Raw genomic sequence first — 24,069 nt, forward strand, 5'->3', positions numbered from 1 at the left:
TGACAAATAGTTTACACCAAACCCTTATTTTTCCACGAAAATTATTTTCTCACCGGCACATTCGTAATGATTATTTTCTTCTTAATGTGGGTAAACCCGAAGTAGACTTAAAAAACAAATGCAGGAGGATTTACTCATGAATCGATTACAAAATAAAACAGCCGTCATTACTGGAGCTGCCACTGGTATTGGAAAAGCAACAGTCGAACTTTTCGCTAAAGAAGGAGCGACGGTTTTATGTGCTGACGTAAATACAGAAGAGATGAATAAAACAGCGGAAAAATTGACCAATGATGGAGCAAAAGTAAAAACCTTCCACGTTGATGTATCAAGCGAGGACAGCGTAACGAGCTTTGCGAATCAAGTGAAAGAAGAATATGGCACGATCGACGTACTCTTTAATAACGCAGGTGTTGACCAGGAAGGGGGTAAAGTTCACGAATATCCGGTGGAGTTGTTTGACCGCATTATTTCTGTCGATCTACGCGGTACCTTCTTAACAAGCAAATACTTACTTCCCCTTATGATGGATAACGGTGGTTCAATCATTAACACGTCTTCGATGTCAGGTCGAGCGGCAGATCTTGATCGCTCTGGCTATAATGCGGCTAAAGGCGGGATTACGAACTTTACGAAGGCTATGGCGATTGACTATGCAAGACAAGGAATTCGCGTTAACTCACTCTCCCCTGGCACGATTGAAACACCATTAATTGATGAACTTGCCGGTACAAAAGAGGAAGAAATGGGTCAGAAGTTTAGAGATGCTAACAAGTGGGTGACACCGCTTGGAAGACTTGGACGTCCTGATGAAATGGCAAAGGTTGCTCTTTTCTTAGCATCTGATGATAGCTCATATGTAACAGGTGAAGATATTACTGCTGATGGTGGCATTATGGCTTATACGTGGCCTGGTAAAATGCTTATTGATGAGCAGTGGAAAAAGGAAACCGAATAAGTGAGCAAAACCCCGATGCTGGTTGCATCGGGGTTTCTTTTTGATAAACTTAAGCCCACCACATCTCCGTTGGCTGTTCCACAATTAAGACAGACTGAAGGTTCTTCACTGCCGTTTGGAAGCCTTCGTTGATCGACATGAGCGGATCCTCATGTTCAATGCTCACAACATGATCGTAGCCATATGTACGAAGGGCACTCATCATATGTGACCATTCTTGATTGCTATGTCCACATCCAACTGAACGGAACGTCCAAGCACGCGTTTTCACGTCGCCATACGGCTGCATGTCGGTTAAGCCATGCATGTTCACATTATCTTGATCGATATAGGTGTCTTTTGCATGAAAATGGTGAATCGCATTTTCTTTCCCTAGAATTTTAATCGCTGCGACAGGATCAATTCCCTGCCACCACATATGACTTGGATCAAGGTTTGCTCCAACAGCATCACACGTTAATTCGCGAAGCTTTAGCATCGTATAAGGCGTGTGAACAAGAAAACCGCCATGAAGCTCCAGACCAATTTTCACATTGTGATCTTTCGCGAATTGGCCCCACTCTTTCCAATACGGCACAAGTTTTTCTTCCCACTGCCACTTTAGGACATCCGAGTATTCAGCGGGCCATGGCGTTACTGGCCAGTTCGGGTTTTTCGCGTCTTCACTATCTCCCGGTGTGCCTGAGAACGTATTCACGACAGGAACGTTCATAGCCGATGCTAATTTCACCGTCTTCACAAACGTGTCGTGGCATTCCTCCGCAAATTTCTTATCAGGCGAAAGCGGATTTCCATGACAGCTAAATGCACTAATTTCGAGCCCTCTGGCATGCACTTGATCAAGATATGCAGCTCGTTTCTCTTCGCTTTCTAGCAGTTCATCCAGATTGCAATGCGCATCTCCTGGATAGCCTCCCGTACCAATTTCGACCGCTTTCAGTCCAGACGCTTTCGCATGATCAAGCATCTCTTCAAAAGACTTATCAGAAAATAAAACGGTAAATACACCTAGCTTCATATGATCACTCCTACGTTTTTAATCCAGTCGAATGCTTCGACCAGTAGAACAACTTTCATAAATGGCTGCAATCACCTGAGAAACGCGTCTCGCCTCTTCAGATTTTACAACTGGTTGTTCGAGTCCGAGACAGCTGTTAACGAAGTTTGCTGCTTGAGGTAATCCCGGATCTTCCTCTCCCGGCGTCCATTGACTGCTTGTGTTTAGAAGCATGCCATGCTGTGCTTTATTTAACTGAAATGGAAAGACATCAATCCCTCCATCGCTTCCAGAAATACTCACTGCTTCTTTGTCCTCAGCAATGTTCGCTGACCAGGATGTTTCAAAAAGCATGGAAACATTATTATCAAATCGAATGTAGGCTGTTACATGATCATCCACATTGAACGTTTCATGATCAAATGTTCCCCACTGGTTGACCTGCGAAGGGGTTTTACTAAGGCGATTATAGGTTGTACCAGTGACTTCAACTGGCTTCGCATTTCCCATCAACCACATGCTTAAATCCAGAAAGTGACAGCCATAGTCGATTAAACTGCCACCGCCTTGAAGCTGTTTATTCGTAAATACACCCCACCCAGGAACTTTTCTACGCCTGAGAGCTTGCACTCTTGCGACCATTGGATCGCCAATTTCATTTTCTTGAATAAGCTGACGTGCGGCACGCGGCTCTTTCATAAAGCGATAGTGATACGCAATCGATAGAATTTTCCCTGACGTTTTCTCAGCGGCGATCATACGATCACATTCTTCTACCGTCATCGCCATCGGTTTTTCACAGAGAACGTGAACGCCAGCTAGCAAAGCCTGTTCAGCAAGATCAGCATGAAATTTATTCGGAGTGCAAATCGTCACAGCATCTACTTCTTTAAATAGAGCTTGAACATCTTCATAAACATTCGGAATCGCAAACACGAGAGCGGCTTGCTTTGCTTTCTCATAATCGACGTCATAAACACCAAACAACTCTACTTGTTCAGAGAGTTGTTGGTACGCAGGGATATGTCGGGACTGAGCGATACCGCCAGACCCGATAATCCCCATTCGTAATTTATTCACTTGATCACCTCAGGTTAATGATTTTCTTTGTTTCATTCGACTCTAATGCCGCTAAAACGACTTGTAGCGAGTTCATTCCTTCCGTACCACTAACAGGCACATCTTTGTCTCGCAAAATGCTGTCTACAAAGTGATCAATTACCTGTGAACTCGATTGACCGCCACTTTCATTTGTTTGAATCCCACCAAGTTCATATTTCACCACTTCACCTGTCTGATATTGCACAACGAGTGAATTCACTGGATCCTCTTCAAGTCTAAGAATCGCTTTCTCTGCATAAATAATCGTTGAATTGTCTTCTTTCGCTGTATACGCCCAACTTGCAGCTAGCGTTCCGATAATACCGCTTTCAGACTTTAAAATACAGACTGCATTATCATCAACCGTTGCAAACTCTTTCGCACTGGTTTGCACAAATGAGCCAACTTCTACGATTTCTTCATTTAATAGATAGCGAATAAGATCGGTCTTATGAACGCCAAGATCTCCCATTGCTCCAATAAACGCTTTATCTTTCTCAAAGAACCAGCTCTCTTTGCCATCCACGCTCCATCCTTCAGGTCCAGGATGACCAAACGCCGTTCGGAAGCTGTACACTTTGCCTATTTCACCACTAGCTAGAATTTCTCTTGCTTTGGCATGAGAAGGAACGAATCGTTGATTGTGCGCAATCATTAACTTCTTCCCACTCGCGCTAGCCGTTTCGATCATTTCTTCGGCATCTGCACGCGACGTGGCCATTGGTTTTTCACAAAGCACATGCTTTCCTGCTTTTAATGCAGCAATAGAAATCGGGGCATGAAGATAGTTTGGCGTACAAACGCTTACCGCATCCACTTCACTATTTTGAAGCAACTCTTCATAACTTTCATAAGCTTTTGCGCCGTATAGGGCTGCCGTTTCATCCGCTCTTGTTTTCACAATATCGCATACCGCAACAATTTTTATTTGTGTATTTGCTGCGTATTCTGGTAAATGACGGTGTTTCGCAATACTCCCACATCCGATAACACCAATTTTTATTTCATTCATGGTTTCTCCTCCTTAATCAATCTCTTATTTAGAAGCGATCGTTTCAAGCGGTTTGGCATTTCCATAGACTGGCTTTGGTATCGTCGTAGGCTTTGCCCATGCAACCGCATTTTTCATGACACGCTGAATATCTTTGTGGTAATAAGTTGGGTACGTTTCGTGCCCCGGTCTGAAATAGAAGACCTTCCCTTGTCCACGCTTATATGTACAGCCGCTTCTGAAGACTTCTCCGCCTTCAAACCAGCTTACAAACACAAGTTCATCAGGTGCCGGGATATCGAAATGCTCGCCATACATTTCTTCTCGCTCAAGTTCAATTTTCTCTCCAAGACCTTCTGCAATCGGATGCGTCGGATCAACAATCCACATTCTTTCTTTCTCATCTGCTTCACGCCATTTCAAATCACAGCCCGTTCCCATCAATTTCTTGAAAATTTTCGAAAAGTGACCGGAATGTAGGACGATTAGGCCCATGCCATCAAGAACACGTTGATGAACGCGATTCACGATTTCATCGCTTACTTCTTCATGAGCAATATGTCCCCACCAGAGAAGAACATCTGTATTGTTTAGGACGGCTTCAGATAAACCGTGCTCAGGCTCATCAAGTGTCGCCGTTCTTACTTCATAATCTTCTTTTAGAAAATCAGCAATGGCACCGTGAATCCCGTTAGGATAAACGCTTCTTACTTCTTCACTGCTCTGCTCGTGACGATTTTCATTCCATACGGTTACGTTAAGCATTCAAATCCACTCCTAGTTTGTCTATTCTTTTACTGAACCTGATGTTAAACCTGATACAATTCTTCGTTGGAAAATCAGTACCATAATGACAAGCGGAACCGTTACAACGACAGTCGCTGCAGAAATCTCTCCCCATGGGATCGTATATTGTCCCTGGAAAAGCGCAATTCCGACTGGCACAGTTTTAAACTTATCTGCTGTGTTAATCGTAAGAGCAAACAAGAACTCGTTCCATGCCGCAATAAAGACGAGAATCGCTGTTGTGAAAATACCTGGTACTGCAAGTGGCATAATCACTTTCCAATACGTTTGCCATAGTGATGCCCCATCAATCCTGGCTGCTTCTTCCAAATCAAACGGAATTTTACGGAAGAACGTTACAAGAAGCCAGATCGATAACGGAAGGGTAATCGTTGTATACGGAATAATTAACCCAAGGTAACTATTTGTAAGTCCTAGATTCTTGAGGAAAATGTAGATTGGTGAAATCGTTGCCACTTGTGGAAACATCGAAACAGATAGCACCACACCTAAAATAATCGGTTTCCCTTTAAAATTTAGTCGCGCGATGGAGTACGCCGCGAACGAGGCAACTAGCACGGTGTAAACGGTTGTGATCGTTGCAACAACGGTACTATTCCAAAGATAGCGCATGAAAGGATAGTCTACGAAAACGGATACATAGTTTTTTAGGGTAGGGTTATTCGTAAAAGGATTGAACGCTTTGTCTCCAAAGAGCTCGGACAGCGGTTTAATCGAACTTGCCAGCATCCATAGAAACGGAAACATGACAATAAAGACAAACACCACTAGAAAAACATAGAACATCGGTCCCGCTTTCTTATTCATCTGGCTGACCCTCCTTCTTTATGATAAAATACATTCTCATTTCTTTCCAGAACCATCGTTTATTAATTCAGCGCCAAGTAATTTGATAAAGATTCCAGAGATGATGGCAACACATATAAAGACAACAACTGAAATAGCTGAACCTTCACCAAAGTTTGTTTGACCAAACATTAACGTGTAAGCAAGCATCGAAATTGTTTCCGTTGAGTTCGCCGGCCCACCGCCTGTTAGTACAAAAATCAAATCGAAGACCCGGAACGCATCTAATGTACGGAATAGCAGGGCGACAAGGAGACTCGTTTTTAAAAGTGGTAATGTGATGGTTACGAACTGCTTCCACTTATTCGCTCCATCAATTGAGGCAGCTTCATATAAAGATGATGGAATCGTTTGCAGTCCCGCTAGCAAAAGGAGTGCCATGTATGGTGTCGTTTTCCATACGTCAGCGAAGATAACTGAGAACATCGCACCAGTATCCGTTGTAAGAAGCATAGACATACGATCAATAATACCTACATCTTCAAAGAGCTTAGCTACAATCCCGTTTTGGCCATCATATAGAAACTTCCACATAAGGGCTGCCACAGCTGTTGGGATGGCCCATGGAATAAGGATACTCGCTCGAATTAACCCACGCCCTAAGAATGCTTTGTTAATTAATAGCGCAATGGCAAGACCTAGAATAAGCTCGGCCAGTACCGAAATGAATGTAAACACCGTTGTGTTCCAAAGCGATTTCCACATCCTCTGATCGGTTAAGTTTTCTTTATAATGTTTAAATCCAATAAAGTTTGGTTCAACAACAATTTCGGTAAGTGCAGAGGATAAACCAACAATTTTATCTCCCTTTTCCAACTCACCATTTTCATTGATCGTGATTAAATCGTCATTAATAGCTTTTACCGAAGACGTGAAATCTTTTGCGACATTTTCATCAATTTCTACGTACTTCATGTCATCAGGAACGTTTTCAAAGCTATCTAGTTTCTCATTAATGACATCGTAATTTTCTTCTGCTTTCGGATTCTCTCTGATACTTTCGTCAAGCTCTTCAAGCGTTACTTTCATTTCTGTAAGCTCTTCGCTTGAGTTTCCACTATCAATTTCAGAATTAATGGCTCCGACCAGGAAAGGATAGTTTTGTAAGTAACGATCGAGGTCAATTTGATAATTGAGATGAACTTCTGATTTAGTAGGTTCATTTAATCGAAGATCAAAGAGACTGAAATAAAAGGATTGAAAAACTGGCCAAATTGAAATAGCTAAAATTAGAATAAGTGCGGGGGCAACGAGTAGATAGCCAACAACCGTGTCATTTTTCTTTTTCTTTTTTTTCGGCTGTTTGTCTACTTTAATGGGACCTTTAGGATCGATATCTGTTTGCATACCAACGCTCCTCTCTTATAGAAAAATGTGTCTAACATCTTTGATGGAAAGACACCATTTTCTGATCCTTAAACGGTAAAGGATAGGAAAGGCATTAGCCTTCTCACTGAAGGCTAATGACCATTTCAATTATTTTTCTAGCTTTTCATTCATTTCTTTCTCCATCGCTGCCGCTGCTTCTTCAGGAGTTTCTTCTCCTGCGATCGCCTTAGATACGTGGATTTGAATGATTTCAGAGATTTCAGGGTAGTTTGGTGCTACAGGACGAGAAACAGCTGCTTCAAGTGCTGTTTGGAATCCTTCTTCACCAAAGAATGGGTTCGCTTCAATAATTTCTTTATCTTCGAAAAGAGCTGGAAGTGTTGGCGCATGAGATCCTTCAATGGCATCAATCTTCTGTCCTTCTTGACCAGTCATAAATTTCAAGAACTCCCATGATTCCTGTGGATGTTCAGAGAATTTATTGATTGCAGCCATCCAGCCACCAAGTGCCGCTGCTGAACCTGCATCACCTTCTGGAAGAGGAGCCACTTCAACATTACCTACGATCTTAGACTGCTCTTCATCATTCGCAAGAGCATACTGATATGGCCAGTTACGAATAAATGGAGCTTGTCCTTCAATAAATGCCGTGTGAGATTCAACTTCAGTAAATGTATTGATGTTACCTGGAACAAAATCAGAATTGGCAACCTCTACAAGCTTGCTAATTCCCTTAATCGCTTCAGGGCTGTTAATCACAACTTCTCCATTTTCATCAATGAAAGCACCACCATATGAAGCAACAAATTCAACCGCGTTACACACAAGTCCTTCATATTGCTTCGCTTGCATTAAGTAACCAAACTTTGTGCCTTCTTGACCTTTTAACTCAGATGCCTGTGTCATCAAGTCATCCCACGTTTTTGGAGCTTCAGATACTAAATCTGAGCGGTAGAAAAGCATTCCAGTATCAATGAATTTCGGCATTGCCCACTGCTTACCATTAAACGTTGCAGCCGTCACTGGACCCTGGTTATAGTCATCCATGTTTACTCCGTCTTTTTCAATAAAACGATCAAGAGGAAGAACGTACCCTGCTTGAGCAAATTCTGCTGGCCAGATGACATCGATATCAAACACATCAATTTCAGAGGATTCTGCATTTAGCATCGTAACGTACGCATCGTGCTGAGCACCAGTGTCAGTTGGCATTTCACGGAACTCAATTTCAATGTTTGGATTTTGCTTCATAAATTCCTCTACCATGACATCAGTTGCTCCAGTCGCATCTTTACCACGTGCATAAACGAGTTTCACTTTTTCTCCGTCACCTGAGCTCGCCTTTTCATCACCGGAGTTGTTGCTTGAATTACTTGAAGAATTATTTGAAGAACATGCAGATAGAACAAGAATAAGGGCCAAAACAATAAAAAGTAGTTTACTATTCTTCAATATTCGCATTATACAAAATCCCCCTTAAATTTTGTTGAAATCGATACCAATTTTGAAATCGATTTCAATAAAGATAGCGCTTACATTATTCGCAAGCTAAGTCGACTTACGAATCACAAGTGATAATGGTAACTCCATGACGCTCTGACTAATACGATCACGCTTTCCTTTTAAACAATCCATAAAAATGGTCATCGCACGACCGCCAATTTCGGCACCAGGTTGATAAATTGTCGTTAGCTCTGGTTCAATCATACTGGCAATGGGCTGATCATCAAATCCGAGTATCGCCATTTCCCCCGGTACATCCAACCCATTTCGCTTCGCTTCCTTCACCATTGCGGCGGCTACTTCATCCCCACCAGTAAAGATGGCTGTCGGTCGTTCTGTTAACGATAGAATTTTGTTAAATGTTTTGACACCATCTTCCATTGTATATGTATCATGGAAGATCCACTCTGATTTCACTTCTAGACCAGCTTCATGAACTGCTTGAAAGAATCCTTTGCGACGATCATTAGATAGTCCGCTTGTTGACCCCATGCAGTAAGCAAGACGCTTATGTCCTCGCTCAATCAGATGCTTTGTGCCTAAATAACTCCCCTGAACCTGATTTAATCGAACCATCGGTACGGTTGCATCATGATGATATTCATTACATAAAATGATTGGCCCATGTGCGGTATACGGCTGAATTTCTTCCCAGTCATTTTCAATTGAAGTGAAGATGACACCATCAACCTGCTTCGTTTGCAAGAGATTAAGAAATTCAAGCTCCTTTTTCTTACTTGATTTCGTTTGACAAATAATCAGTTGAAAGCCATTTTCCTCTGCAACTTTCTCAATGCCATCTAAAATCAGTGTAAAAAATGGGTTGGTTAACCTCGGAATCAATACCGCGACAAGGTTTGTTCTGCGATTACGCAAATTTCGAGCGGACGTGTTCGGAAAATAACCGAGTTCTTTCATCGCCTCATGAACTAATTCACGCTTGTCCTTCGATACGTGTGGGTAATCATTAATCACACGCGACACAGTCGCTCGTGATAACCCTGTATAGCTTGCGACGTCAGCAATTGTAGCCATGTTACATCCTCCTCAGAAAGTACAAAAGCCCCTCCCTTCGTTTGTAATCGATTTCATGGAATCGATTACAAACATCATAACGCAAGTTCACAGAATGTTCAACGTTATTTTCAAAATATTATAACGGTTTTATTTTTTAAGCTGAATTTCTCGTAGGTACTTGTAACTCTGTGTCACACTTTCGATCGGATCGAAGTCACAGTGATCCTGTTCGACAACCCACCATTTGACTCCGCAAGCTTCACCCTGCTCGATCACTTCTTCAATGGCGATGTTTCCAGTTCCTAGAATCGCTGTGGCTTCTCTTTCGTCGTCTGACCGATCTTTTAAGTGAATGACTGGCGTTCTTCCTGCAAATTTCTGCATCCATTCTACCGGATCATGGCCAACTTGATTGAGCCAATAAATATCAAATTCAGCCTGAATGGCGGCATGGGCATCCAAAATGCGATAGAGGTCACTGCCTTCAATACTACGCCCAAGTTCAAAATCATGGTGGTGATAGACAATTTCCATATCTTGTTTCGTACATACAATCGCTGCGTACTTCATAATCTCTGCTACATTCTTATAGTCTTCCTCGCTTCTTCTTTCAGGTGGCAACCAAGGACAAACAATTCGACGATTCCCTAATACTTTTTGTTCTTCAATAACTGCTTCTAACTCATTTTCAATCCGTTCAATTGGGACATGATGTCCGATAACGGATAAACCAAGTTCATCTAACTTGCTTTTCACTTCTTCTGGCTCATGACCATGAAGCCCAGCAAGCTCAACCCCCTCATAACCAATTGCTTCTACCCTTACAAGCGTTTCAAAAAAATCTTTTTCACATTCATTTCGCAATGTATAAAGTTGTAAACCTACACCTATTTCATTCATTTCAAGTCACTCCTTTTCTATTAAATCATTTTGAAGTTTAACGCCATAGCTCGTTGCTCTGCGCCAAAACTTTGCTGAAATAAAACTTCTCCACCAACCAATAGTTTTCGATGAAACGACTGAAATCCCTTTTTTATGACAAAAAAACAATTGATTATTTTTCATGAGATTGCAACTTCTGATTTCAATCTTGAACAAGCTCATACAAAACCGTTCGTGATCTCTATATGTATTGTGACTCGATCCATTTATCATACCACTCCTATCCCTCCTTCATTTCCCATAATGAAAAACAAGTCAACCTTAAAATACTGTTTAGGCGATCATAAAAAAACTCCTCCATTGCTCTGCAAAAACAGAACCATGGAGGAGTTTAAGTTGTTTTCAGTGCTTAACAATTCTCCGGCGTACCAGCGTTAGTCGCTGTTTTAAACGAAGAACCACAACCACATGATGCGATTGCGTTCGGATTATCAATCGTAAACCCGCCGCCCATCATGTTTTGTTTATAATCAATCTTCACACCTTCTAAGACCGGTGCGCTTTCGTTGTCCATTATAATTGTAACGCCGTGCTGAGGATCTAGCGCTTGATCATCGGCTTTCATTTCAGTATCAAAACCCATACCGTAACTTAAACCAGTACAGCCGCCACCTTTTACCCCGACACGCAAGTAAAGGTTGTCACCTTCTTCTTGCTTCATCATTTCTTTTACCTGTGCTGCTGCAGCTTCAGATAAATGGATCATTAAAATCCCTCCAATCACCGTAATGCTACTTCTAGTATACCGCGCGATCGAACTGAGCTCAACAATTGAACCTCAGATGATCGCTTCTCTATATTTTAACTGCAAGATCATATTATGTTTCTCATCAAGTTTTTGACTATACGCGAGTACATCCGGATGATTTAATCCTAGAACGGTCGCTGTTTGGGTCATTTTCGCTCGTAAAATTTCAATTTCTTCGTTGTAGCGCTGCATTTTTTCACCGTACAAGTTCGGAATCCTCTCTCTCCTCTATACCTCCTAGTATTCTACACGATTATCCTTTTTTTGACAAACGTGCTATTTAGCATAGTAAACGCCTGTTGAAATGGTAACAGCAGGTCCCGTCATCCAAACATGATCATCTTTATCCCAAGTAATATCTAAGTCCCCACCAGCAAGGTGAACAGTTACCTTTGTTCCCTTAGGAGTCATGTCGTTTAATACACCTGCTACAACCGCCGCACACGCTCCCGTTCCACATGCTTGTGTGATTCCTGAACCGCGTTCCCATACACGGAAATGATATTCACTACTCGATACAACCTCAACAAATTCTACGTTAATGCTCTCAGGAAATAGCTCATGATCGGTAAAATAAGGTCCAGCGGTCATAAGAGGAGCTGAATCGATATCATCCACAAACGTTACCATATGCGGATTCCCCATTGATACCCCTGTCATTCGAAGAACTTCATTTTCGAAGGCAATTGGTTCATTAATCACTTCCTCACCTTCTTCCCCACGCATTGGAAGGCTTCCTTTTGTCCAGTGAGGTATGCCCATATCAATCGTGACAGTTTCAACCTTATCATGAACGAGGTGCACTTCTGCCTGGACGAGGCCGGCTAGCGTTTCAATGGCGAATTTCGTTCCAGAAACAAGTTTGTTTTCATAAGCGTATTTGGCTACACAACGTAAACCGTTTCCGCAATTTTTTCCTTCAGAACCATCTTTATTGAAGATTCTCATCTTCACTTCCGCTTGGTCAGATGGACAAATTAAGATCATTCCATCGGATCCGATTCCTGTATGCACATCAGAAACTTCTCTTGCATAGTGAGAAAAGTCTTCTTCCTTTACCTTTTGTTCAAACAAATTGATGTAAATATAATTGTTACCGAGACCGTGCATCTTTGTATACGTAATTTCTTGCAATGCTGTCACTCTTTCTCTCTATTATTGGGTTTTTCGAACGGCTTCTGTCGTCCAAAAATAGTCGCTATCAATTTTTTTAATCATGAGCTTGCCATTACAGCAAGGCATCACGAGTCTTGTTTTTATTTCTTCACAGCCCTGCTGATAATCGCGGTCTGTCATCGGAGTTAACACATTCTCACTATGACAAAATGGGCATTCAGGAACATAGACGTCACCCATCATACGATCATATGGCAATGTATGTGCAAAGCTACTCACCAGTGATCCCTCCTGTTTTATTATTGAAACAAGTATATCGTAACACAGCGAAAAAACAACAATGCTTTGCCTGGATAGTCAGTCAAATAAGAGCGCGTAAAAAAAAAGCCTCTATTAAAGAGGCTTTCAAACTTTAGAAAATAAGCATACCTGCAATCGCTGCGTTTAAAAGGTTTGCCAGCGTACCAGCTAGGATCGCGCGCATTCCAAACTTTGCAATTTCTGGACGACGTTTTGGAGCAAGTCCGCCAAGTCCGCCAAGTAGAATGGCAAGAGATGAGAAGTTTGCAAATCCACAAAGGGCAAAGCTGATAATGGCTACTGATTTATCAGTTAAGTTACCAGCACTGATTTCTGGACCAAATGAAGAGAACGCAACGAATTCATTAAGAATTAATTTCTGACCGATGTAGTTACCAGCTTGGACAGCATCCTGCCATGGAACACCAATGACAAAGGCTAGTGGTGAGAAGAGATATCCTAGGATTTGCTGAATCGTTATACTTTCAGCACCAAACCATCCACCTACTGCACCGAGTAATCCATTGAGAAGAGCAATTAAAGCGATAAATGCAAGAAGCATAGCTCCTACGTTCAAAGCAAGCTTTAGACCATCTGAAGCTCCGTCTGCAGCAGCGTCAATCACGTTAACGTGATTTTCATTTCTTTCCATTTTGATTTCTTTCGCAGTTTCTGGTGTTTCAGTTTCAGGCATGATCAACTTAGCCATTAATAGACCACCTGGTGCTGCCATGAAACTTGCCGCGAGTAGATACTCAAGCGGTACACCAAGAAGAGAATAACCAATTAAGACGGAACCAGCTACTGAGGCAAGTCCACCAGTCATAACGGCAAATAGTTCTGATTTCGTCATTTTATCAAGGTAAGGTTTAATAACAAGCGGCGCTTCCGTTTGACCAACAAAAATATTGGCAGTAGCAGAAAGTGATTCCGCTTTACTTGTTCCAAGTGCCCATGAAATCGCTCCACCTAGGATACGAATGACCCATTGCATAATACCAAGATAATAAAGAACCGAAATAAGAGAAGAGAAGAAGATAATAATGGTTAGAACTTGAAATGCAAAGATCATCCCAATATCTTCATTACCAATTAAACCACCGAATAGGAATCCAATTCCTTCATTAGCATAGCCAATAATATCTTGAACGAATAAGGATAATTGCTTTAAAGCAGCCTTACCCGCTTCCCATTTAAGTACAACAAATGCAAATGCAACCTGAATCGCAAGTGCTCCTAGCACAGTACGAAGGTTAATCGCTTTACGGTTAGTAGAAAAGATTAGCGCAATGGCAAAAAGAACGACCATACCACCTAATCCCCATAGGATTTGCATATTTTACACCCCTCGTTAAATATTGTATCCGTTTATAAGCTTAGGCTACCCCATTACCAGATTTAAAATATATAGATTATAGCCACCAGCTAATTATAGCGCTTACAAACAGAATTTTTCATAGTCTGAAAATTCGACATTTTTCGCGGTTAGGCGGAAAATAAAAAGTCTGCTCTCTCTCTACCAGACTTCAATGAACCTTTGTCATTATAACACAGAATATAAACAATGAAAGCCCTTAATCGTCCTCATTTAATTTTTGTGTAATTTTTTTAATTAAAGCTTCTGACGTCTCTGCATTGATTAAACGCCCCTCCACAATCGCAAATGCCTCACTATAGCAGTTTCCACAGTAACCAAGGCAACCATAATCGATCAATTCAACACCCGAGATTTTTTCTAATACTTCCCATACCTTTTTATGATCTCTTAAATTACCAGCACAAAATTCAATTGTTGTCATATAAATGCCACTCCCCAGTTACGCATTTCAGAAATATGATTGTACATAAGTCTTAGTTTCGCTATACTTTTAACTGTCATAAAAAATTCAAATGTATAAGTATAGTATAGCGCGTGTCGCTTCCTTTTTTCTTCCTAAATCTTCACTTTTTTTAGCTATTTACTCTTTATAGGAAGACAGCGTTATTGAATTTTATTAAAGGGGACCTCTTATCATGAAAAGGCTAGTGCTATTAGGCGGCGGATACGGTGGTATGCGCATCCTACAGAAATTATTTTCATCTGATTTACCAGAAGACCTCACGATTACGCTTGTTGACCGGAATCCTTACCACAGTATGAAAACAGAATATTATGCGCTTGCTGCAGGCACAGCAAGTGATCATCACATACGTGTCCAATTTCCAGTTCACCAAAAGCTGGAAATTAAATACGGTGAAATTGAGGGAATTGATCTGGACGCCAATGAGATTCATTTGAAAGATGATGATCACCTCGCCTACGACACCCTTGTGATTGGTCTTGGATGTGAAGATAAGTATCATAATGTACCTGGTGCGGATGTTCATACCCTCAGCATTCAAACCATCGATTCTTCTAGAAGAACATACGAAACGTTGAACAACCTTAGCGCTAATTCAATTGTTGGAATTGTTGGTGCTGGCTTGAGTGGTGTTGAACTTGCCAGTGAACTTCACGAAAGCAGACCTGATCTCCAAATCAAACTTTTTGATCGTGGTCACACCATCCTCTCCGCCTTTCCTGAAAGACTTGGTAAATATGTTCAATCCTGGTTTGAAGAACGGCATGTAGAAGTTGTGAGTGAATCAAATATTACAAAAGTAGAACCAAATACGTTGTTTAATCACGGCGAACCCGTTCACTGCGATTCAATCGTTTGGACAGCCGGCATTCAGCCAAATAAACTTGTCCGTGATCTTGATGTAGAAAAAGATCCACAGCAGCGCGTCATTCTAAATGATGATCACTCCATACCCACTCACGGAAATGCCTTTGTCGTTGGAGACTGCGCAAGTTTGCCGCATGCCCCAAGCGCACAGCTTGCTGAAGAACAGGCGGAACAAATTGCTCTTGTTTTACAAAAACTATGGAAAAACGAAACACCGCCAGCCCTACCACCAATTAAGATCAAGGGAACCTTAGGCTCACTTGGTAGTAAGCATGGATTTGGCGTCATGGCAAATCGACCACTTACGGGTCGTGTGCCGCGTTTACTTAAGTCAGGAATCTTATGGATGTATAAAAATCATAATGGTTAAGGCAAAACCCCTCTACTAACTTAGTGGAGGGGTTTCTTGGTTAAAAGCTTACAAAAAGTAGAGATGAATCACCGAATGACCCTCTGTTTAATTCACAAAATGTGTATGCTTCGTTTTCCACTTTTCAAGGGCGATAGATAACCAGAAGCTATAGATCCCTAAAGTTACAATCAAATTGATCCAATTACCAAAAGCTCCACTACAGTGCTATCAAATCGAAGGCGTCTTCCACCAATTACCTATGTGTCTTGCTTTCCATAAATAAATCATTATGTAAACCAAGGATAACAAATCCAACTGATTCTGTTTCCAATGTCTATCTCTCCTAATAAATAAATGAATAATAACAACCCCTATATGTTATTATCCATTTATTTCCTTCTCGAGGAATAAAAAAAGAGCAAGTTGTATTCAACTCGCTCGTCTTGCATTTTATGCCGTAGCTGATTGGTCTTCCAAAACCGCATATAGATCTTTTAATCTTGGATTTCCTTCTGATACAATTTCATTTCGAACTACGATAACAGGATAAAATAGATCTTCTTCTACCACTTTAGCAGCGAAAATGGCTTCTGCTCCTGAAAGCTGACTATGAATATCAATATATCGAACGGCAATTTGGCGATCTGGATATTTCCGATCAAGGGCCGCTTTTAGCCATTCTGCTGTTTCTTCTGAAGAAGGCAGGTTCACACAGCTTGCACAGCGTTCGCCCGCTCCATAGACGAGTACTTCTTCCATGATGAAAAACGTCCTTTCTATTCAATCCATTTACCTTTATTGTACCTTATCCGAAAGAGACAGAAAAGAACCATTCGCCTTTTTTCATCTATGCCATTGCTTCCCTGTATGTTCCATCTTGAATCTCATTTCATACCATGATAAAGTAGAGTGAGAATAATAATCATTCCACAATAACACATAGATTTTTTACATCATCATTAGTATAATGGAAGTATGAAGGGAGTCGATGAATGATGCAAGAGCAAGTACAAGATGTATTGAATAAACTGCGTCCATTCCTCCTGCGTGACGGCGGAGACGTAGAGCTTGTAGACATCGAAGAAGGCGTAGTAAAAGTACGTTTAATGGGAGCGTGCGGCAGCTGCCCTAGTTCCACAATTACACTTAAAGCTGGGATCGAACGCGCACTACTTGAAGAAGTTCCTGGTGTAACAGAACTTGAGCAAGTATTTTAAATCAAACACATTCCTCCCCTCCGTTTTGGAGGGGAGTTTTTATGCTTTAACTTAACCAATCCACACGTCTCATTTGACCCCCATAATCTCCCATTAACTCCTGAAATAACAAACGATACACTTCCTCGCGCTCGCCTTCTCTTCTCACAAATTTCTTTAAATTTAAGAAGCTTCGTTCTTTCTCCTTCAAATTGCCGTCACTATAATAATGCTCAACCGTTTCAACATAAGGAAGCGGGAAAAGCAAACGAGCATATAATAGGTTCCAGTCCATCTGATTCAGCGTACGGCGTTCATGATAGTCCCATAAAAACTGCCTAATGGCTTCGAAATTGCCATCTCCTTCTACTAGTTCATATCGCACCCATTCGGCAAGGTCTCTAGCCGGATGATCTAATATAAAATCGTTCGGAAAAAGTCCATCTGAATTCCTGCGGTATTTTGCGGTGTAGCGATTAAAAGCAAGCGTTCTCACTTGAAAAGGATTCATTCCTGTATCGATGCCACAATCAACAATATACTGAATCGCATTTTCAGCTAATCCAGAATAATATGGAAAGGTTTCAATAAACCATTCATCAAATTCTCGATGAGACTGTCCCTGATTTTTCAATTCTTCTCGAAAAGATTCCAGCTGATCCATTCGATACTGCCATCTTAACTGCCATGGTTGTATTTCCGGTAATTCCGTGTAAGAAGCTAGAAGGTTTCCTCCCTTTCGATGAAGTAACGCCAGACGACTCCCATCACGATAATGGGTGTGATTCAATCGTTGATATGGTTTTTGATAAAGGACATAAGCTTCATTTTGGATTGTCTCCACATACTTTCCTCTTCTTGAAGCAAGCGGCAGCATCGTCGGTTCGTTTTGTTGATTAAAATAATTTGCCACCATAACATACCACGGAAACTCACTTTCCTGCTCTATTTGCGCTCGTTTTAAAATAAACTCGGATTGGTCTGAACTCCGAAGAACATAACTACCATTTTCCTCATTTTGTAAATCAATCACAATGCCATATTGATGAAAAATCTCGCGCTCTAACATGCTAACCCTCCGACATTTCGTCTTTGTATGTCTACTATATGCCTAATGCGCCCAATCGGTGTAATCGCTTCTTTTAAACTTTATTGTCATATTTCTCTGCCTTTCTCCATATACTAATATAATCAACTCTATCCATTACCAATTTACTATAAAGTTAGGTGGGACTAGAATGGGCCAAGAATCTATGGACCTTGTCGAAAAAGCAGCAAGAAGTAAATTAAAAGAACGCGGCGTCGAAATTAAAGATATTGCAGATCTCGTCTATTACCTTCAAGAAAAATATCACCCTAACCTTCAAATCGAGACGTGTATTCAAAATGTGGAGCGGGTGCTTTCAAAAAGAGAAGTTCAAAATGCTGTATTAACGGGTATTCAGCTTGATGAATTGACCGAGAGAAAGTTGCTAGATCAACCGCTTCAAGATATCTTAATGAAAGATGAAGGATTATACGGGGTGGATGAAATTATTGCTTTATCCATCGTGAATGTATATGGATCCATAGGATTTACAAACTATGGATTTATTGATAAACAAAAACCAGGCATTCTTGAACGCTTAAACGATAAAACGACAGGTGAATGTCACACATATCTTGATGATATTGTTGGAGCAATTGCAGCTGCTGCTTCAAGCCGTCTCGCGCATCGAGCACAAAAAACGGAATAAACGAACATAAAAACGCCCTCTCGGGGCGTTTTTATATGTTCCATTCATCTAATGTTTCAACAGTATAAGTTGGGAGCTTTTCCACTGACTCCAAGTGCTCTTTCGTCGTGACACCCGTGTGCACAAGAAGGGTATCCAATCCTGCGTTAATCCCTGCGAGAATATCCGTCCGATAATTATCCCCTACCATTAACGTTTCTTGTTTAGCTGTGCCAAGTTGTGCCAAAGCTTGTTCCATAATAATTGGTTCGGGTTTCCCAATAAAGATCGGATCTACTTCTGTTGAGACAGAAACCACTGAAGTCAAAGATCCGTTCCCAGGTAGCAAACCACGTTCTGTTGGGATTGCGATATCGCCATTTGTTGAAATAAATGTTGCTCCATTTCGAACGGCAATACACGCCTTCGCAAATTTTTCATACGTGATGGAGCGGTCGATCCCAACAACGACGTAATCCGGATTGTCGTCTTGAATGGTTAAGCCCACATCTGTTAAAGCATCTCGAATTCCTTCTTCGCCGATAACATAAACTGTTGCATCATTCTTCTCATTTGAAATGTAGCTCGCCGTTGCCATGCTTGTTGTAAACACGTGATCTGGAGTACAAGGAACACCAAAATCCTCAAGCTTCTCTGATACTTGTTCTTTCCGTTTAGATGAATTGTTCGTCACAAATAAATAAGGAAGATTGGCTTCCTTTAAACGTTTCACAAATTCTACTGCTTCGTGAATCTTTTCAGTGCCACGGTACATCGTACCATCAAGATCAATTAAGTATCCTTTATAATTTTTCATTTTCTTCGTATCCTCCTTAGACTATTCATTATCCAATCCATAAGAAAACCGCTTCCATAAATGAAAGCGGTTCCTATTATCATGTTTTGAAATGAAAAAAGTTCTAGCCTGGTTTTTAATCATTTTCATCACAAAACACCTGACTTTCTTTGAAATGTAGAATTAGTTTAGTTCATTCCTGGCCCAAAACTCAACTATTTTGATCAGGAAGGAAAGCAGATACTGCTCCTAATTCTTGAGTTAAGTACTTTCTTATATCATCAGGAAACTGCTCCAGCGCACTGAGATTGTTCCTTAGGTTTTGCTCCAATGCCTCATGATCTAGATGAACATATTGTTGCATCAATGGTTTTCTCATGCTGACAACATTCTTCAGCATCCTTGCATTTTCGGAGGAGACTACTTTTTCATCAGACAAGATTTCAATAATATCCTCGTAACTACCTGGGTCACGCATGATAAATCCATCAATCATACTATTCCCTACGTCAATCATACTTTCAATAAACACATGATGAAGTCTTTCTAAGCTAAGTAAGTGAAGATCTGTTTGAAAAGAACTTTCTTTCAATATCCCAATCATTTTATCAAAATAAACAAGCTGTTCTTCAATTTTTTTACGATCTACAAAATACATCTGCATACACCTGCCTTTAATCCACTCAATCGAAATTCTATTCTATAGTGTATCATAACCACAAATGCAAAAGCTTACATTTTAAACGAAAGCTTATTTGAGAACGCTTCATAAGATGGTATGATAGCCTTAACTAGAAAAGGAGGGTGCTATGATGGAAGATGAACGACTCATCTACGACGAACAAGAGGCCACTGAAGCTAGGTTCGTGTGCTTTATGGGAAGCAATCATCGGTTTGACCTTTGTATTGTAAAATCAGATCGCTTTTATGGAAAATCGTTAGTCCTCGATATTCAAGGAGGCAAATTTGCAATTATCGGCCACGATGATCTAAATGAGCCAGGAAACCTCGAGCATGCTTACTCTCTTAATGAGGAAGATGCAGAAGAACTTCGCAACTTCTTAAGAGAAGTGTTAAGTCACTAATATTTTATAAGGCAATGAATACACTACCTTTTAAAGGTGGTGTTTATTCATGTTTGATGATGAAGAGTATCAAGACTTTGCCAATGTAGAAAAAGGACGAAATTATGTCCTTCCTGAAGATACCCCAGAAGGGCCTTATGGTTCTCCGGTCAATAAAAAGCTTGGTAAAACGACTCCATGGCGAGAAGGACAGCGCTCCTATAGTGCATTTAACTACGAAAACAAAAACCTACACCAACACTTACCCCGCCAGGATCCTGGCTCACACCCACCACATGATGATCCAGAAAAGGACTCTGAAAAACCATATAAAGCATAAGCCTGCTCAGGGCTTATGCTTCTTGCTGTTGCTTTTTGGGTTTTTCCTTCTTCTGTTTCTTTAGAACAAAATAGGGGCAGCCAAAATTGCAGTATTCATATAAATAATCCAGCACCGTACTGAATTTTGTATCAAACGTTGCTTTCTGATTGCGATCATCAAAAAAACCTTTTAATCGGAGTTGACCGTATCCCCAATCACCGACAATATAGTCGTATTTATCTAGAATTTCACTATATCGAGCAAGAAAGGCTTCTTCATTCCAGCCCTCCCTTTCATCCTTCATCAGCTCAAACGTATGTTGATTCACTTTTACCATGCTATTCCCTCATTTCAAATGGGCTCATTAGTCTAATGATACCTTTTTTATTGGAATTGTCCAAGTAATACCAGGAAAAAAGAAACTCTGTTCGGTCATGATAACAGTATGGAGGTGAAGATAAAATGAAAAAACACATACTGCTTATTCTGCCACTTGCAATAGGAATCACTGCCTGCCAGGGAGAAAACGCGACTGATTCCTTTGATCATGCGGATTTAACACCTGTTAAAACAGACCCTGAAGAATACGGAATGAATACAGCAGACTCACAAAAAAAATCAAAAAAAGGCGGATTTGGCTACGTTCGCCACACGAGAAATACGAACAACATGAATTCTCAAAAGCAACCTGAGAATATTGCTTATCTTGATCGCGATCGCCTATCGGATATGATCGGTTCAATGGCTATTGTTCTTCCATACGTGAACGATGTGGCAACACTCGTAACGGATGAAGAAGTGCTGATCGCTTACAAATCGACAACGAAAGATCGTGATGCAACAGCTGATCAAGTAAAGAAAACGGCCCTGTCGGTTATTCCAAGATACTATCATGTCTACGTATCCGATGAAGAAGGAATGATTGCAGAAGTCGAACGCTACCAGAATGCATCTACCGCAAATGGCGAACTCGATAAAAGCATTGAAGAAACCATTGCAAAAATGAAAAAAGCACCACAAGGGAAAAAAGTAAGTGATGGAGAAAACGAGAACGGTGAAATGAAAGGCGAAATGAATGACGAGTTAAACGATACAGAAGGAAAAGAAATGATGTCGAAGTAAAAAAATCGGCCCTCTACAGGCCGATTTTTTCTAGTTTATTGACAAGCGACTTAATTTGATGCTTGTTTCGCAGCATTAACTTGCTCATCTGCATGGTAGGAAGAACGGACCATTGGACCAGATTCACAATGCTTAAACCCTTTTTCTAACGCGATATCTTTTAGCTCAAGAAATTCTTGTGGTGTCCAATACTTTTCTACCTTTAAATGCTTTTTCGAAGGCTGTAAATATTGACCAAGCGTGACGATATCAACATCGTGTGCACGGAGATCGTCCAGTGTTTGAATGATTTCCTCTTTTGTTTCTCCTAGTCCCAGCATAATGCTTGATTTCGTCGGAATTTCAGGGTTCATTTCCTTTGCACGCTGAAGAAACTCAAGCGTACGACGGTATTTTGCACGAGCTCGGACTCTTGGTGTTAAACGCTCAACCGTCTCAATATTATGGTTCATGATATCCGGTTTCGCATCCATAAGCGTTTCAAGTGCTTCGTATTGTCCGCCCATATCTGAAGGAAGGACTTCAATCGAGCAGAATGGATTTTTTCTACGAATAGCGCGAACCGTTTCAGCAAATACAGCAGCGCCGCCATCTTTTAAATCATCACGTGCTACGGCTGTAATCACAACGTGCTTCAAGCCCATTTGTTCAACCGAATCCGCTACGCGTTCAGGCTCTGCCCAATCAAGTTCAGTAGGAAGACCTGTTTTCACGGCACAGAAACGGCATGCGCGCGTGCAAACATCGCCAAGAATCATAAATGTCGCTGTTTTACGTACTGCCCAGCACTCATGAATATTAGGACAACGCGCTTCTTCGCAGACCGTATGTAGTTTCTTTTCACGCATCATCTTCTTAAGACCTTTATAGTTCTCGTTCGTATTTAATTTTATTTTCAACCATTCCGGTTTTCTTAAATACTCTTCTTTCTTACTCAATCCAATCACCTCACCTATCGCTTTTCTGTAATAAAGAATACCATAGATAAACCTTCCATTCCATAAAAAGTGTGAATCTCTTGACGATTAAGACTTTAGACCTTCCATTATTTAGATCTAATGTTTTACGTTTTGAAAAGCAAACTAAGTGTAATGACAAATAACGAAAGGAGAAGAAACGATTGAGAAAATATAGTTTCCTTATCCTTGTTCTTTTCTTTCTCATACCAGCTAATGTACTCTCTGCTGAAATAGATGAAGATAAAGTAAGAAACGAACGGATGATGTTGTTTCGTAAGATGGAAACCGTCACCCAGGTACCATGGTATCTTTACGCTGCTATTGATCAATATGAAAGAAGCATTAGACGATCTCAAAAAGATATCCCTCGTGAAAAAGGAGCGATTGCCATTTACATCCCTCCAGAAAAGTGGGTTGGCGCAGCTAATCCGAATAAAGAGGATACAAGCACAGAATCGATTGCGTTTTTTGGCGGCATTGGAATCGATGGAAATGGAGACGGAAAAGCAGAACAAACAAATGATGAAGATCTTCTTTATACAATTGGTAACTTTTTGCAGAGATATGGAACGTCGTTTGAAGATCTACAAATTGGGTTATGGGACTTTTATCATCGCGATCAAGCGGTACGAACCATATCAAGTCATTCTGCTGTCTATAAACGCTTCGAGACGTTAAAGCTCGATAAACATGCTTTTCCAGTTCCCCTACACGCAAACTACAGTTACCGCAGTACATGGGGTGATCGCCGGGGATGGGGTGGGCTTCGCATTCATGAAGGAACCGATATTTTTGCTTCTTACGGCGTTAGCGTGAAAGCCACAAGCTATGGCACTGTTGAAACAAAAGGATGGAATGAGTATGGTGGTTGGAGAATAGGGATTAGAGACATTGATGGTAATTATCACTATTATGCGCACTTAAACGGGTTTGAAAAAGGAATTGAGAAAGGAAGCGTCGTTCAACCAGGTGAAATCATTGGCTATGTTGGTAGCTCAGGGTATGGACCTAAAGGAACAGCAGGGAAGTTTCCACCACATCTGCATTATGGCATTTATAAAGATAATGGAAGAACAGAATGGTCATACGATCCTTACCCTTCCTTACGGCTTTGGGAACGTCAAGAACGAGCTCGTAAAAAATCATAAAAAAGAAGAACTAGCGCGCGCTAGTTCTTCTT

General features: G+C 41.0%; 29 protein-coding genes. 8 read left to right on the forward strand and 21 right to left on the reverse strand.

Features of this window, described 5'->3' with window-relative positions; genetic code table 11:
- Positions 1 to 136 precede the first annotated feature (136 nt).
- Positions 137 to 958: an SDR family oxidoreductase gene (locus PQ511_RS17875; protein ID WP_273853304.1), complete on the forward strand. Its 822-nt coding sequence runs from the start codon at positions 137 to 139 to the stop codon at positions 956 to 958.
- Positions 959 to 1,007: 49 nt separating this feature from the next.
- On the opposite strand, the gene PQ511_RS17880 is transcribed toward PQ511_RS17875, so the two are convergent.
- The 15 genes from PQ511_RS17880 to PQ511_RS17950 form a co-directional block, all read right to left on the reverse strand.
- Positions 1,008 to 1,976 carry a sugar phosphate isomerase/epimerase family protein gene (locus tag PQ511_RS17880; RefSeq protein WP_273853305.1) on the reverse strand — a complete coding sequence of 323 codons (969 nt, stop codon included), beginning with the start codon at positions 1,974 to 1,976 and terminating at the stop codon, positions 1,008 to 1,010.
- An 18-nt stretch (positions 1,977 to 1,994) separates the two neighbouring features.
- Positions 1,995 to 3,035, reverse strand: a complete 1,041-nt coding sequence (locus tag PQ511_RS17885) for a Gfo/Idh/MocA family protein (RefSeq protein WP_273853306.1) — start codon at positions 3,033 to 3,035, stop codon at positions 1,995 to 1,997.
- A gap of 4 nt (positions 3,036 to 3,039) precedes the next feature.
- Positions 3,040 to 4,068, reverse strand: a complete 1,029-nt coding sequence (locus PQ511_RS17890; protein WP_273853307.1) for a Gfo/Idh/MocA family protein — start codon at positions 4,066 to 4,068, stop codon at positions 3,040 to 3,042.
- A 24-nt stretch (positions 4,069 to 4,092) separates the two neighbouring features.
- Positions 4,093 to 4,812 carry a ThuA domain-containing protein gene (locus PQ511_RS17895; RefSeq protein ID WP_273853308.1) on the reverse strand — a complete coding sequence of 240 codons (720 nt, stop codon included), beginning with the start codon at positions 4,810 to 4,812 and terminating at the stop codon, positions 4,093 to 4,095.
- 21 nt (positions 4,813 to 4,833) lie between these two features.
- Positions 4,834 to 5,661 carry a carbohydrate ABC transporter permease gene (locus PQ511_RS17900; RefSeq protein WP_273853309.1) on the reverse strand — a complete coding sequence of 276 codons (828 nt, stop codon included), beginning with the start codon at positions 5,659 to 5,661 and terminating at the stop codon, positions 4,834 to 4,836.
- Between the two features lie 36 nt (positions 5,662 to 5,697).
- Entirely contained in the window at positions 5,698 to 7,047 is a 1,350-nt protein-coding gene (locus PQ511_RS17905) for a carbohydrate ABC transporter permease (protein ID WP_273853310.1), read from the reverse strand.
- Positions 7,048 to 7,176: 129 nt separating this feature from the next.
- Positions 7,177 to 8,490 (reverse strand): ABC transporter substrate-binding protein, encoded by a 1,314-nt coding sequence (locus PQ511_RS17910; RefSeq protein WP_273853311.1) that lies wholly within the window; start codon positions 8,488 to 8,490, stop codon positions 7,177 to 7,179.
- An 87-nt stretch (positions 8,491 to 8,577) separates the two neighbouring features.
- On the reverse strand, positions 8,578 to 9,567 hold the full coding sequence (locus PQ511_RS17915; RefSeq protein WP_273853312.1) for a LacI family DNA-binding transcriptional regulator: 990 nt from the start codon (positions 9,565 to 9,567) through the stop codon (positions 8,578 to 8,580).
- Between the two features lie 129 nt (positions 9,568 to 9,696).
- Positions 9,697 to 10,449, reverse strand: a complete 753-nt coding sequence (locus PQ511_RS17920) for a sugar phosphate isomerase/epimerase family protein (RefSeq protein ID WP_273853313.1) — start codon at positions 10,447 to 10,449, stop codon at positions 9,697 to 9,699.
- A gap of 391 nt (positions 10,450 to 10,840) precedes the next feature.
- The gene (locus tag PQ511_RS17925; RefSeq protein ID WP_224592454.1) at positions 10,841 to 11,197 is read right to left on the reverse strand and encodes a HesB/IscA family protein; all 357 of its coding nucleotides are present in this window, start codon (positions 11,195 to 11,197) and stop codon (positions 10,841 to 10,843) included.
- A 72-nt stretch (positions 11,198 to 11,269) separates the two neighbouring features.
- Positions 11,270 to 11,446, reverse strand: a complete 177-nt coding sequence (locus PQ511_RS17930) for an aspartyl-phosphate phosphatase Spo0E family protein (protein WP_273853314.1) — start codon at positions 11,444 to 11,446, stop codon at positions 11,270 to 11,272.
- A 69-nt stretch (positions 11,447 to 11,515) separates the two neighbouring features.
- Positions 11,516 to 12,373 carry a diaminopimelate epimerase gene (dapF, locus tag PQ511_RS17935; protein WP_273853392.1) on the reverse strand — a complete coding sequence of 286 codons (858 nt, stop codon included), beginning with the start codon at positions 12,371 to 12,373 and terminating at the stop codon, positions 11,516 to 11,518.
- Between the two features lie 21 nt (positions 12,374 to 12,394).
- Positions 12,395 to 12,634, reverse strand: a complete 240-nt coding sequence (locus PQ511_RS17940) for a hypothetical protein (RefSeq protein WP_273853315.1) — start codon at positions 12,632 to 12,634, stop codon at positions 12,395 to 12,397.
- Between the two features lie 133 nt (positions 12,635 to 12,767).
- Entirely contained in the window at positions 12,768 to 13,991 is a 1,224-nt protein-coding gene (locus PQ511_RS17945) for a NupC/NupG family nucleoside CNT transporter (RefSeq protein ID WP_273853316.1), read from the reverse strand.
- A 238-nt stretch (positions 13,992 to 14,229) separates the two neighbouring features.
- Complete coding sequence (locus PQ511_RS17950; RefSeq protein WP_273853317.1) at positions 14,230 to 14,454, reverse strand: DUF1450 domain-containing protein; 225 nt, start codon at positions 14,452 to 14,454, stop codon at positions 14,230 to 14,232.
- Positions 14,455 to 14,668: 214 nt separating this feature from the next.
- Between PQ511_RS17950 and PQ511_RS17955 the strand changes: the two genes are divergently transcribed.
- Positions 14,669 to 15,733, forward strand: coding sequence for an NAD(P)/FAD-dependent oxidoreductase (locus PQ511_RS17955; RefSeq protein ID WP_273853318.1), 1,065 nt, complete (start codon positions 14,669 to 14,671; stop codon positions 15,731 to 15,733).
- A gap of 432 nt (positions 15,734 to 16,165) precedes the next feature.
- On the opposite strand, the gene PQ511_RS17960 is transcribed toward PQ511_RS17955, so the two are convergent.
- Complete coding sequence (locus PQ511_RS17960; protein ID WP_273853319.1) at positions 16,166 to 16,474, reverse strand: DUF1462 family protein; 309 nt, start codon at positions 16,472 to 16,474, stop codon at positions 16,166 to 16,168.
- Between the two features lie 233 nt (positions 16,475 to 16,707).
- On the opposite strand from PQ511_RS17960, the gene PQ511_RS17965 reads away from it, so the two are divergent.
- Entirely contained in the window at positions 16,708 to 16,932 is a 225-nt protein-coding gene (locus tag PQ511_RS17965; protein WP_194218998.1) for a NifU family protein, read from the forward strand.
- Between the two features lie 46 nt (positions 16,933 to 16,978).
- Here PQ511_RS17965 and PQ511_RS17970 read toward each other — a convergent pair whose 3' ends face one another.
- On the reverse strand, positions 16,979 to 17,980 hold the full coding sequence (locus PQ511_RS17970) for a protein kinase family protein (RefSeq protein ID WP_273853321.1): 1,002 nt from the start codon (positions 17,978 to 17,980) through the stop codon (positions 16,979 to 16,981).
- A 169-nt stretch (positions 17,981 to 18,149) separates the two neighbouring features.
- On the opposite strand from PQ511_RS17970, the gene PQ511_RS17975 reads away from it, so the two are divergent.
- Positions 18,150 to 18,647 carry a phosphatidylglycerophosphatase A family protein gene (locus PQ511_RS17975; protein ID WP_226655736.1) on the forward strand — a complete coding sequence of 166 codons (498 nt, stop codon included), beginning with the start codon at positions 18,150 to 18,152 and terminating at the stop codon, positions 18,645 to 18,647.
- Positions 18,648 to 18,678: 31 nt separating this feature from the next.
- Here the strand turns inward: PQ511_RS17975 and PQ511_RS17980 are convergent, their stop codons facing one another.
- Positions 18,679 to 19,443 (reverse strand): TIGR01457 family HAD-type hydrolase, encoded by a 765-nt coding sequence (locus PQ511_RS17980; protein ID WP_273853322.1) that lies wholly within the window; start codon positions 19,441 to 19,443, stop codon positions 18,679 to 18,681.
- A 190-nt stretch (positions 19,444 to 19,633) separates the two neighbouring features.
- Complete coding sequence (locus PQ511_RS17985) at positions 19,634 to 20,080, reverse strand: DUF86 domain-containing protein (protein WP_273853323.1); 447 nt, start codon at positions 20,078 to 20,080, stop codon at positions 19,634 to 19,636.
- Between the two features lie 154 nt (positions 20,081 to 20,234).
- On the opposite strand from PQ511_RS17985, the gene PQ511_RS17990 reads away from it, so the two are divergent.
- On the forward strand, positions 20,235 to 20,507 hold the full coding sequence (locus tag PQ511_RS17990) for a DUF3055 domain-containing protein (RefSeq protein WP_098444844.1): 273 nt from the start codon (positions 20,235 to 20,237) through the stop codon (positions 20,505 to 20,507).
- A gap of 49 nt (positions 20,508 to 20,556) precedes the next feature.
- Positions 20,557 to 20,826, forward strand: a complete 270-nt coding sequence (locus tag PQ511_RS17995) for a hypothetical protein (RefSeq protein ID WP_226655730.1) — start codon at positions 20,557 to 20,559, stop codon at positions 20,824 to 20,826.
- Between the two features lie 13 nt (positions 20,827 to 20,839).
- Here the strand turns inward: PQ511_RS17995 and PQ511_RS18000 are convergent, their stop codons facing one another.
- A complete protein-coding gene (locus tag PQ511_RS18000; protein WP_273853324.1) occupies positions 20,840 to 21,145 on the reverse strand; it encodes a YutD family protein in 306 nt (101 codons plus the stop codon).
- A 125-nt stretch (positions 21,146 to 21,270) separates the two neighbouring features.
- Here PQ511_RS18000 and PQ511_RS18005 point away from each other — a divergent pair, with 125 nt between their 5' ends.
- Positions 21,271 to 21,930, forward strand: coding sequence for a YhcN/YlaJ family sporulation lipoprotein (locus PQ511_RS18005; RefSeq protein ID WP_273853325.1), 660 nt, complete (start codon positions 21,271 to 21,273; stop codon positions 21,928 to 21,930).
- Positions 21,931 to 21,980: 50 nt separating this feature from the next.
- Here PQ511_RS18005 and lipA read toward each other — a convergent pair whose 3' ends face one another.
- Positions 21,981 to 22,868 (reverse strand): lipoyl synthase, encoded by an 888-nt coding sequence (lipA, locus tag PQ511_RS18010; protein ID WP_273853326.1) that lies wholly within the window; start codon positions 22,866 to 22,868, stop codon positions 21,981 to 21,983.
- Between the two features lie 182 nt (positions 22,869 to 23,050).
- Here lipA and PQ511_RS18015 point away from each other — a divergent pair, with 182 nt between their 5' ends.
- Positions 23,051 to 24,037, forward strand: coding sequence for a M23 family metallopeptidase (locus PQ511_RS18015; protein ID WP_420541731.1), 987 nt, complete (start codon positions 23,051 to 23,053; stop codon positions 24,035 to 24,037).
- The last annotated feature ends 32 nt before the right edge of the window (positions 24,038 to 24,069 follow it).

This window comes from Guptibacillus spartinae (assembly GCF_028610625.1).
In the GTDB taxonomy this organism is placed as follows: Bacteria; Bacillota; Bacilli; order Bacillales; family Guptibacillaceae; genus Guptibacillus; species Guptibacillus spartinae.

What these genes read in the sequence shown, in the direction of transcription:
- PQ511_RS17875 (WP_273853304.1), top strand. Translation starts at nt 137, where the DNA reads ATGAATCGATTACAAAATAAAACAGCCGTCATTACTGGAGCTGCCACT.
- PQ511_RS17880 (WP_273853305.1), bottom strand. Translation starts at nt 1,976, where the DNA reads ATGAAGCTAGGTGTATTTACCGTTTTATTTTCTGATAAGTCTTTTGAA.
- PQ511_RS17890 (WP_273853307.1), bottom strand. Translation starts at nt 4,068, where the DNA reads ATGAATGAAATAAAAATTGGTGTTATCGGATGTGGGAGTATTGCGAAA.
- PQ511_RS17895 (WP_273853308.1), bottom strand. Translation starts at nt 4,812, where the DNA reads ATGCTTAACGTAACCGTATGGAATGAAAATCGTCACGAGCAGAGCAGT.
- PQ511_RS17900 (WP_273853309.1), bottom strand. Translation starts at nt 5,661, where the DNA reads ATGAATAAGAAAGCGGGACCGATGTTCTATGTTTTTCTAGTGGTGTTT.
- PQ511_RS17905 (WP_273853310.1), bottom strand. Translation starts at nt 7,047, where the DNA reads ATGCAAACAGATATCGATCCTAAAGGTCCCATTAAAGTAGACAAACAG.
- PQ511_RS17910 (WP_273853311.1), bottom strand. Translation starts at nt 8,490, where the DNA reads ATGCGAATATTGAAGAATAGTAAACTACTTTTTATTGTTTTGGCCCTT.
- PQ511_RS17915 (WP_273853312.1), bottom strand. Translation starts at nt 9,567, where the DNA reads ATGGCTACAATTGCTGACGTCGCAAGCTATACAGGGTTATCACGAGCG.
- PQ511_RS17920 (WP_273853313.1), bottom strand. Translation starts at nt 10,449, where the DNA reads ATGAATGAAATAGGTGTAGGTTTACAACTTTATACATTGCGAAATGAA.
- PQ511_RS17925 (WP_224592454.1), bottom strand. Translation starts at nt 11,197, where the DNA reads ATGATCCATTTATCTGAAGCTGCAGCAGCACAGGTAAAAGAAATGATG.
- PQ511_RS17945 (WP_273853316.1), bottom strand. Translation starts at nt 13,991, where the DNA reads ATGCAAATCCTATGGGGATTAGGTGGTATGGTCGTTCTTTTTGCCATT.
- PQ511_RS17950 (WP_273853317.1), bottom strand. Translation starts at nt 14,454, where the DNA reads ATGACAACAATTGAATTTTGTGCTGGTAATTTAAGAGATCATAAAAAG.
- PQ511_RS17955 (WP_273853318.1), top strand. Translation starts at nt 14,669, where the DNA reads ATGAAAAGGCTAGTGCTATTAGGCGGCGGATACGGTGGTATGCGCATC.
- PQ511_RS17960 (WP_273853319.1), bottom strand. Translation starts at nt 16,474, where the DNA reads ATGGAAGAAGTACTCGTCTATGGAGCGGGCGAACGCTGTGCAAGCTGT.
- PQ511_RS17965 (WP_194218998.1), top strand. Translation starts at nt 16,708, where the DNA reads ATGATGCAAGAGCAAGTACAAGATGTATTGAATAAACTGCGTCCATTC.
- PQ511_RS17970 (WP_273853321.1), bottom strand. Translation starts at nt 17,980, where the DNA reads ATGTTAGAGCGCGAGATTTTTCATCAATATGGCATTGTGATTGATTTA.
- PQ511_RS17975 (WP_226655736.1), top strand. Translation starts at nt 18,150, where the DNA reads ATGGGCCAAGAATCTATGGACCTTGTCGAAAAAGCAGCAAGAAGTAAA.
- PQ511_RS17980 (WP_273853322.1), bottom strand. Translation starts at nt 19,443, where the DNA reads ATGAAAAATTATAAAGGATACTTAATTGATCTTGATGGTACGATGTAC.
- PQ511_RS17985 (WP_273853323.1), bottom strand. Translation starts at nt 20,080, where the DNA reads ATGTATTTTGTAGATCGTAAAAAAATTGAAGAACAGCTTGTTTATTTT.
- PQ511_RS17990 (WP_098444844.1), top strand. Translation starts at nt 20,235, where the DNA reads ATGGAAGATGAACGACTCATCTACGACGAACAAGAGGCCACTGAAGCT.
- PQ511_RS17995 (WP_226655730.1), top strand. Translation starts at nt 20,557, where the DNA reads ATGTTTGATGATGAAGAGTATCAAGACTTTGCCAATGTAGAAAAAGGA.
- PQ511_RS18000 (WP_273853324.1), bottom strand. Translation starts at nt 21,145, where the DNA reads ATGGTAAAAGTGAATCAACATACGTTTGAGCTGATGAAGGATGAAAGG.
- PQ511_RS18005 (WP_273853325.1), top strand. Translation starts at nt 21,271, where the DNA reads ATGAAAAAACACATACTGCTTATTCTGCCACTTGCAATAGGAATCACT.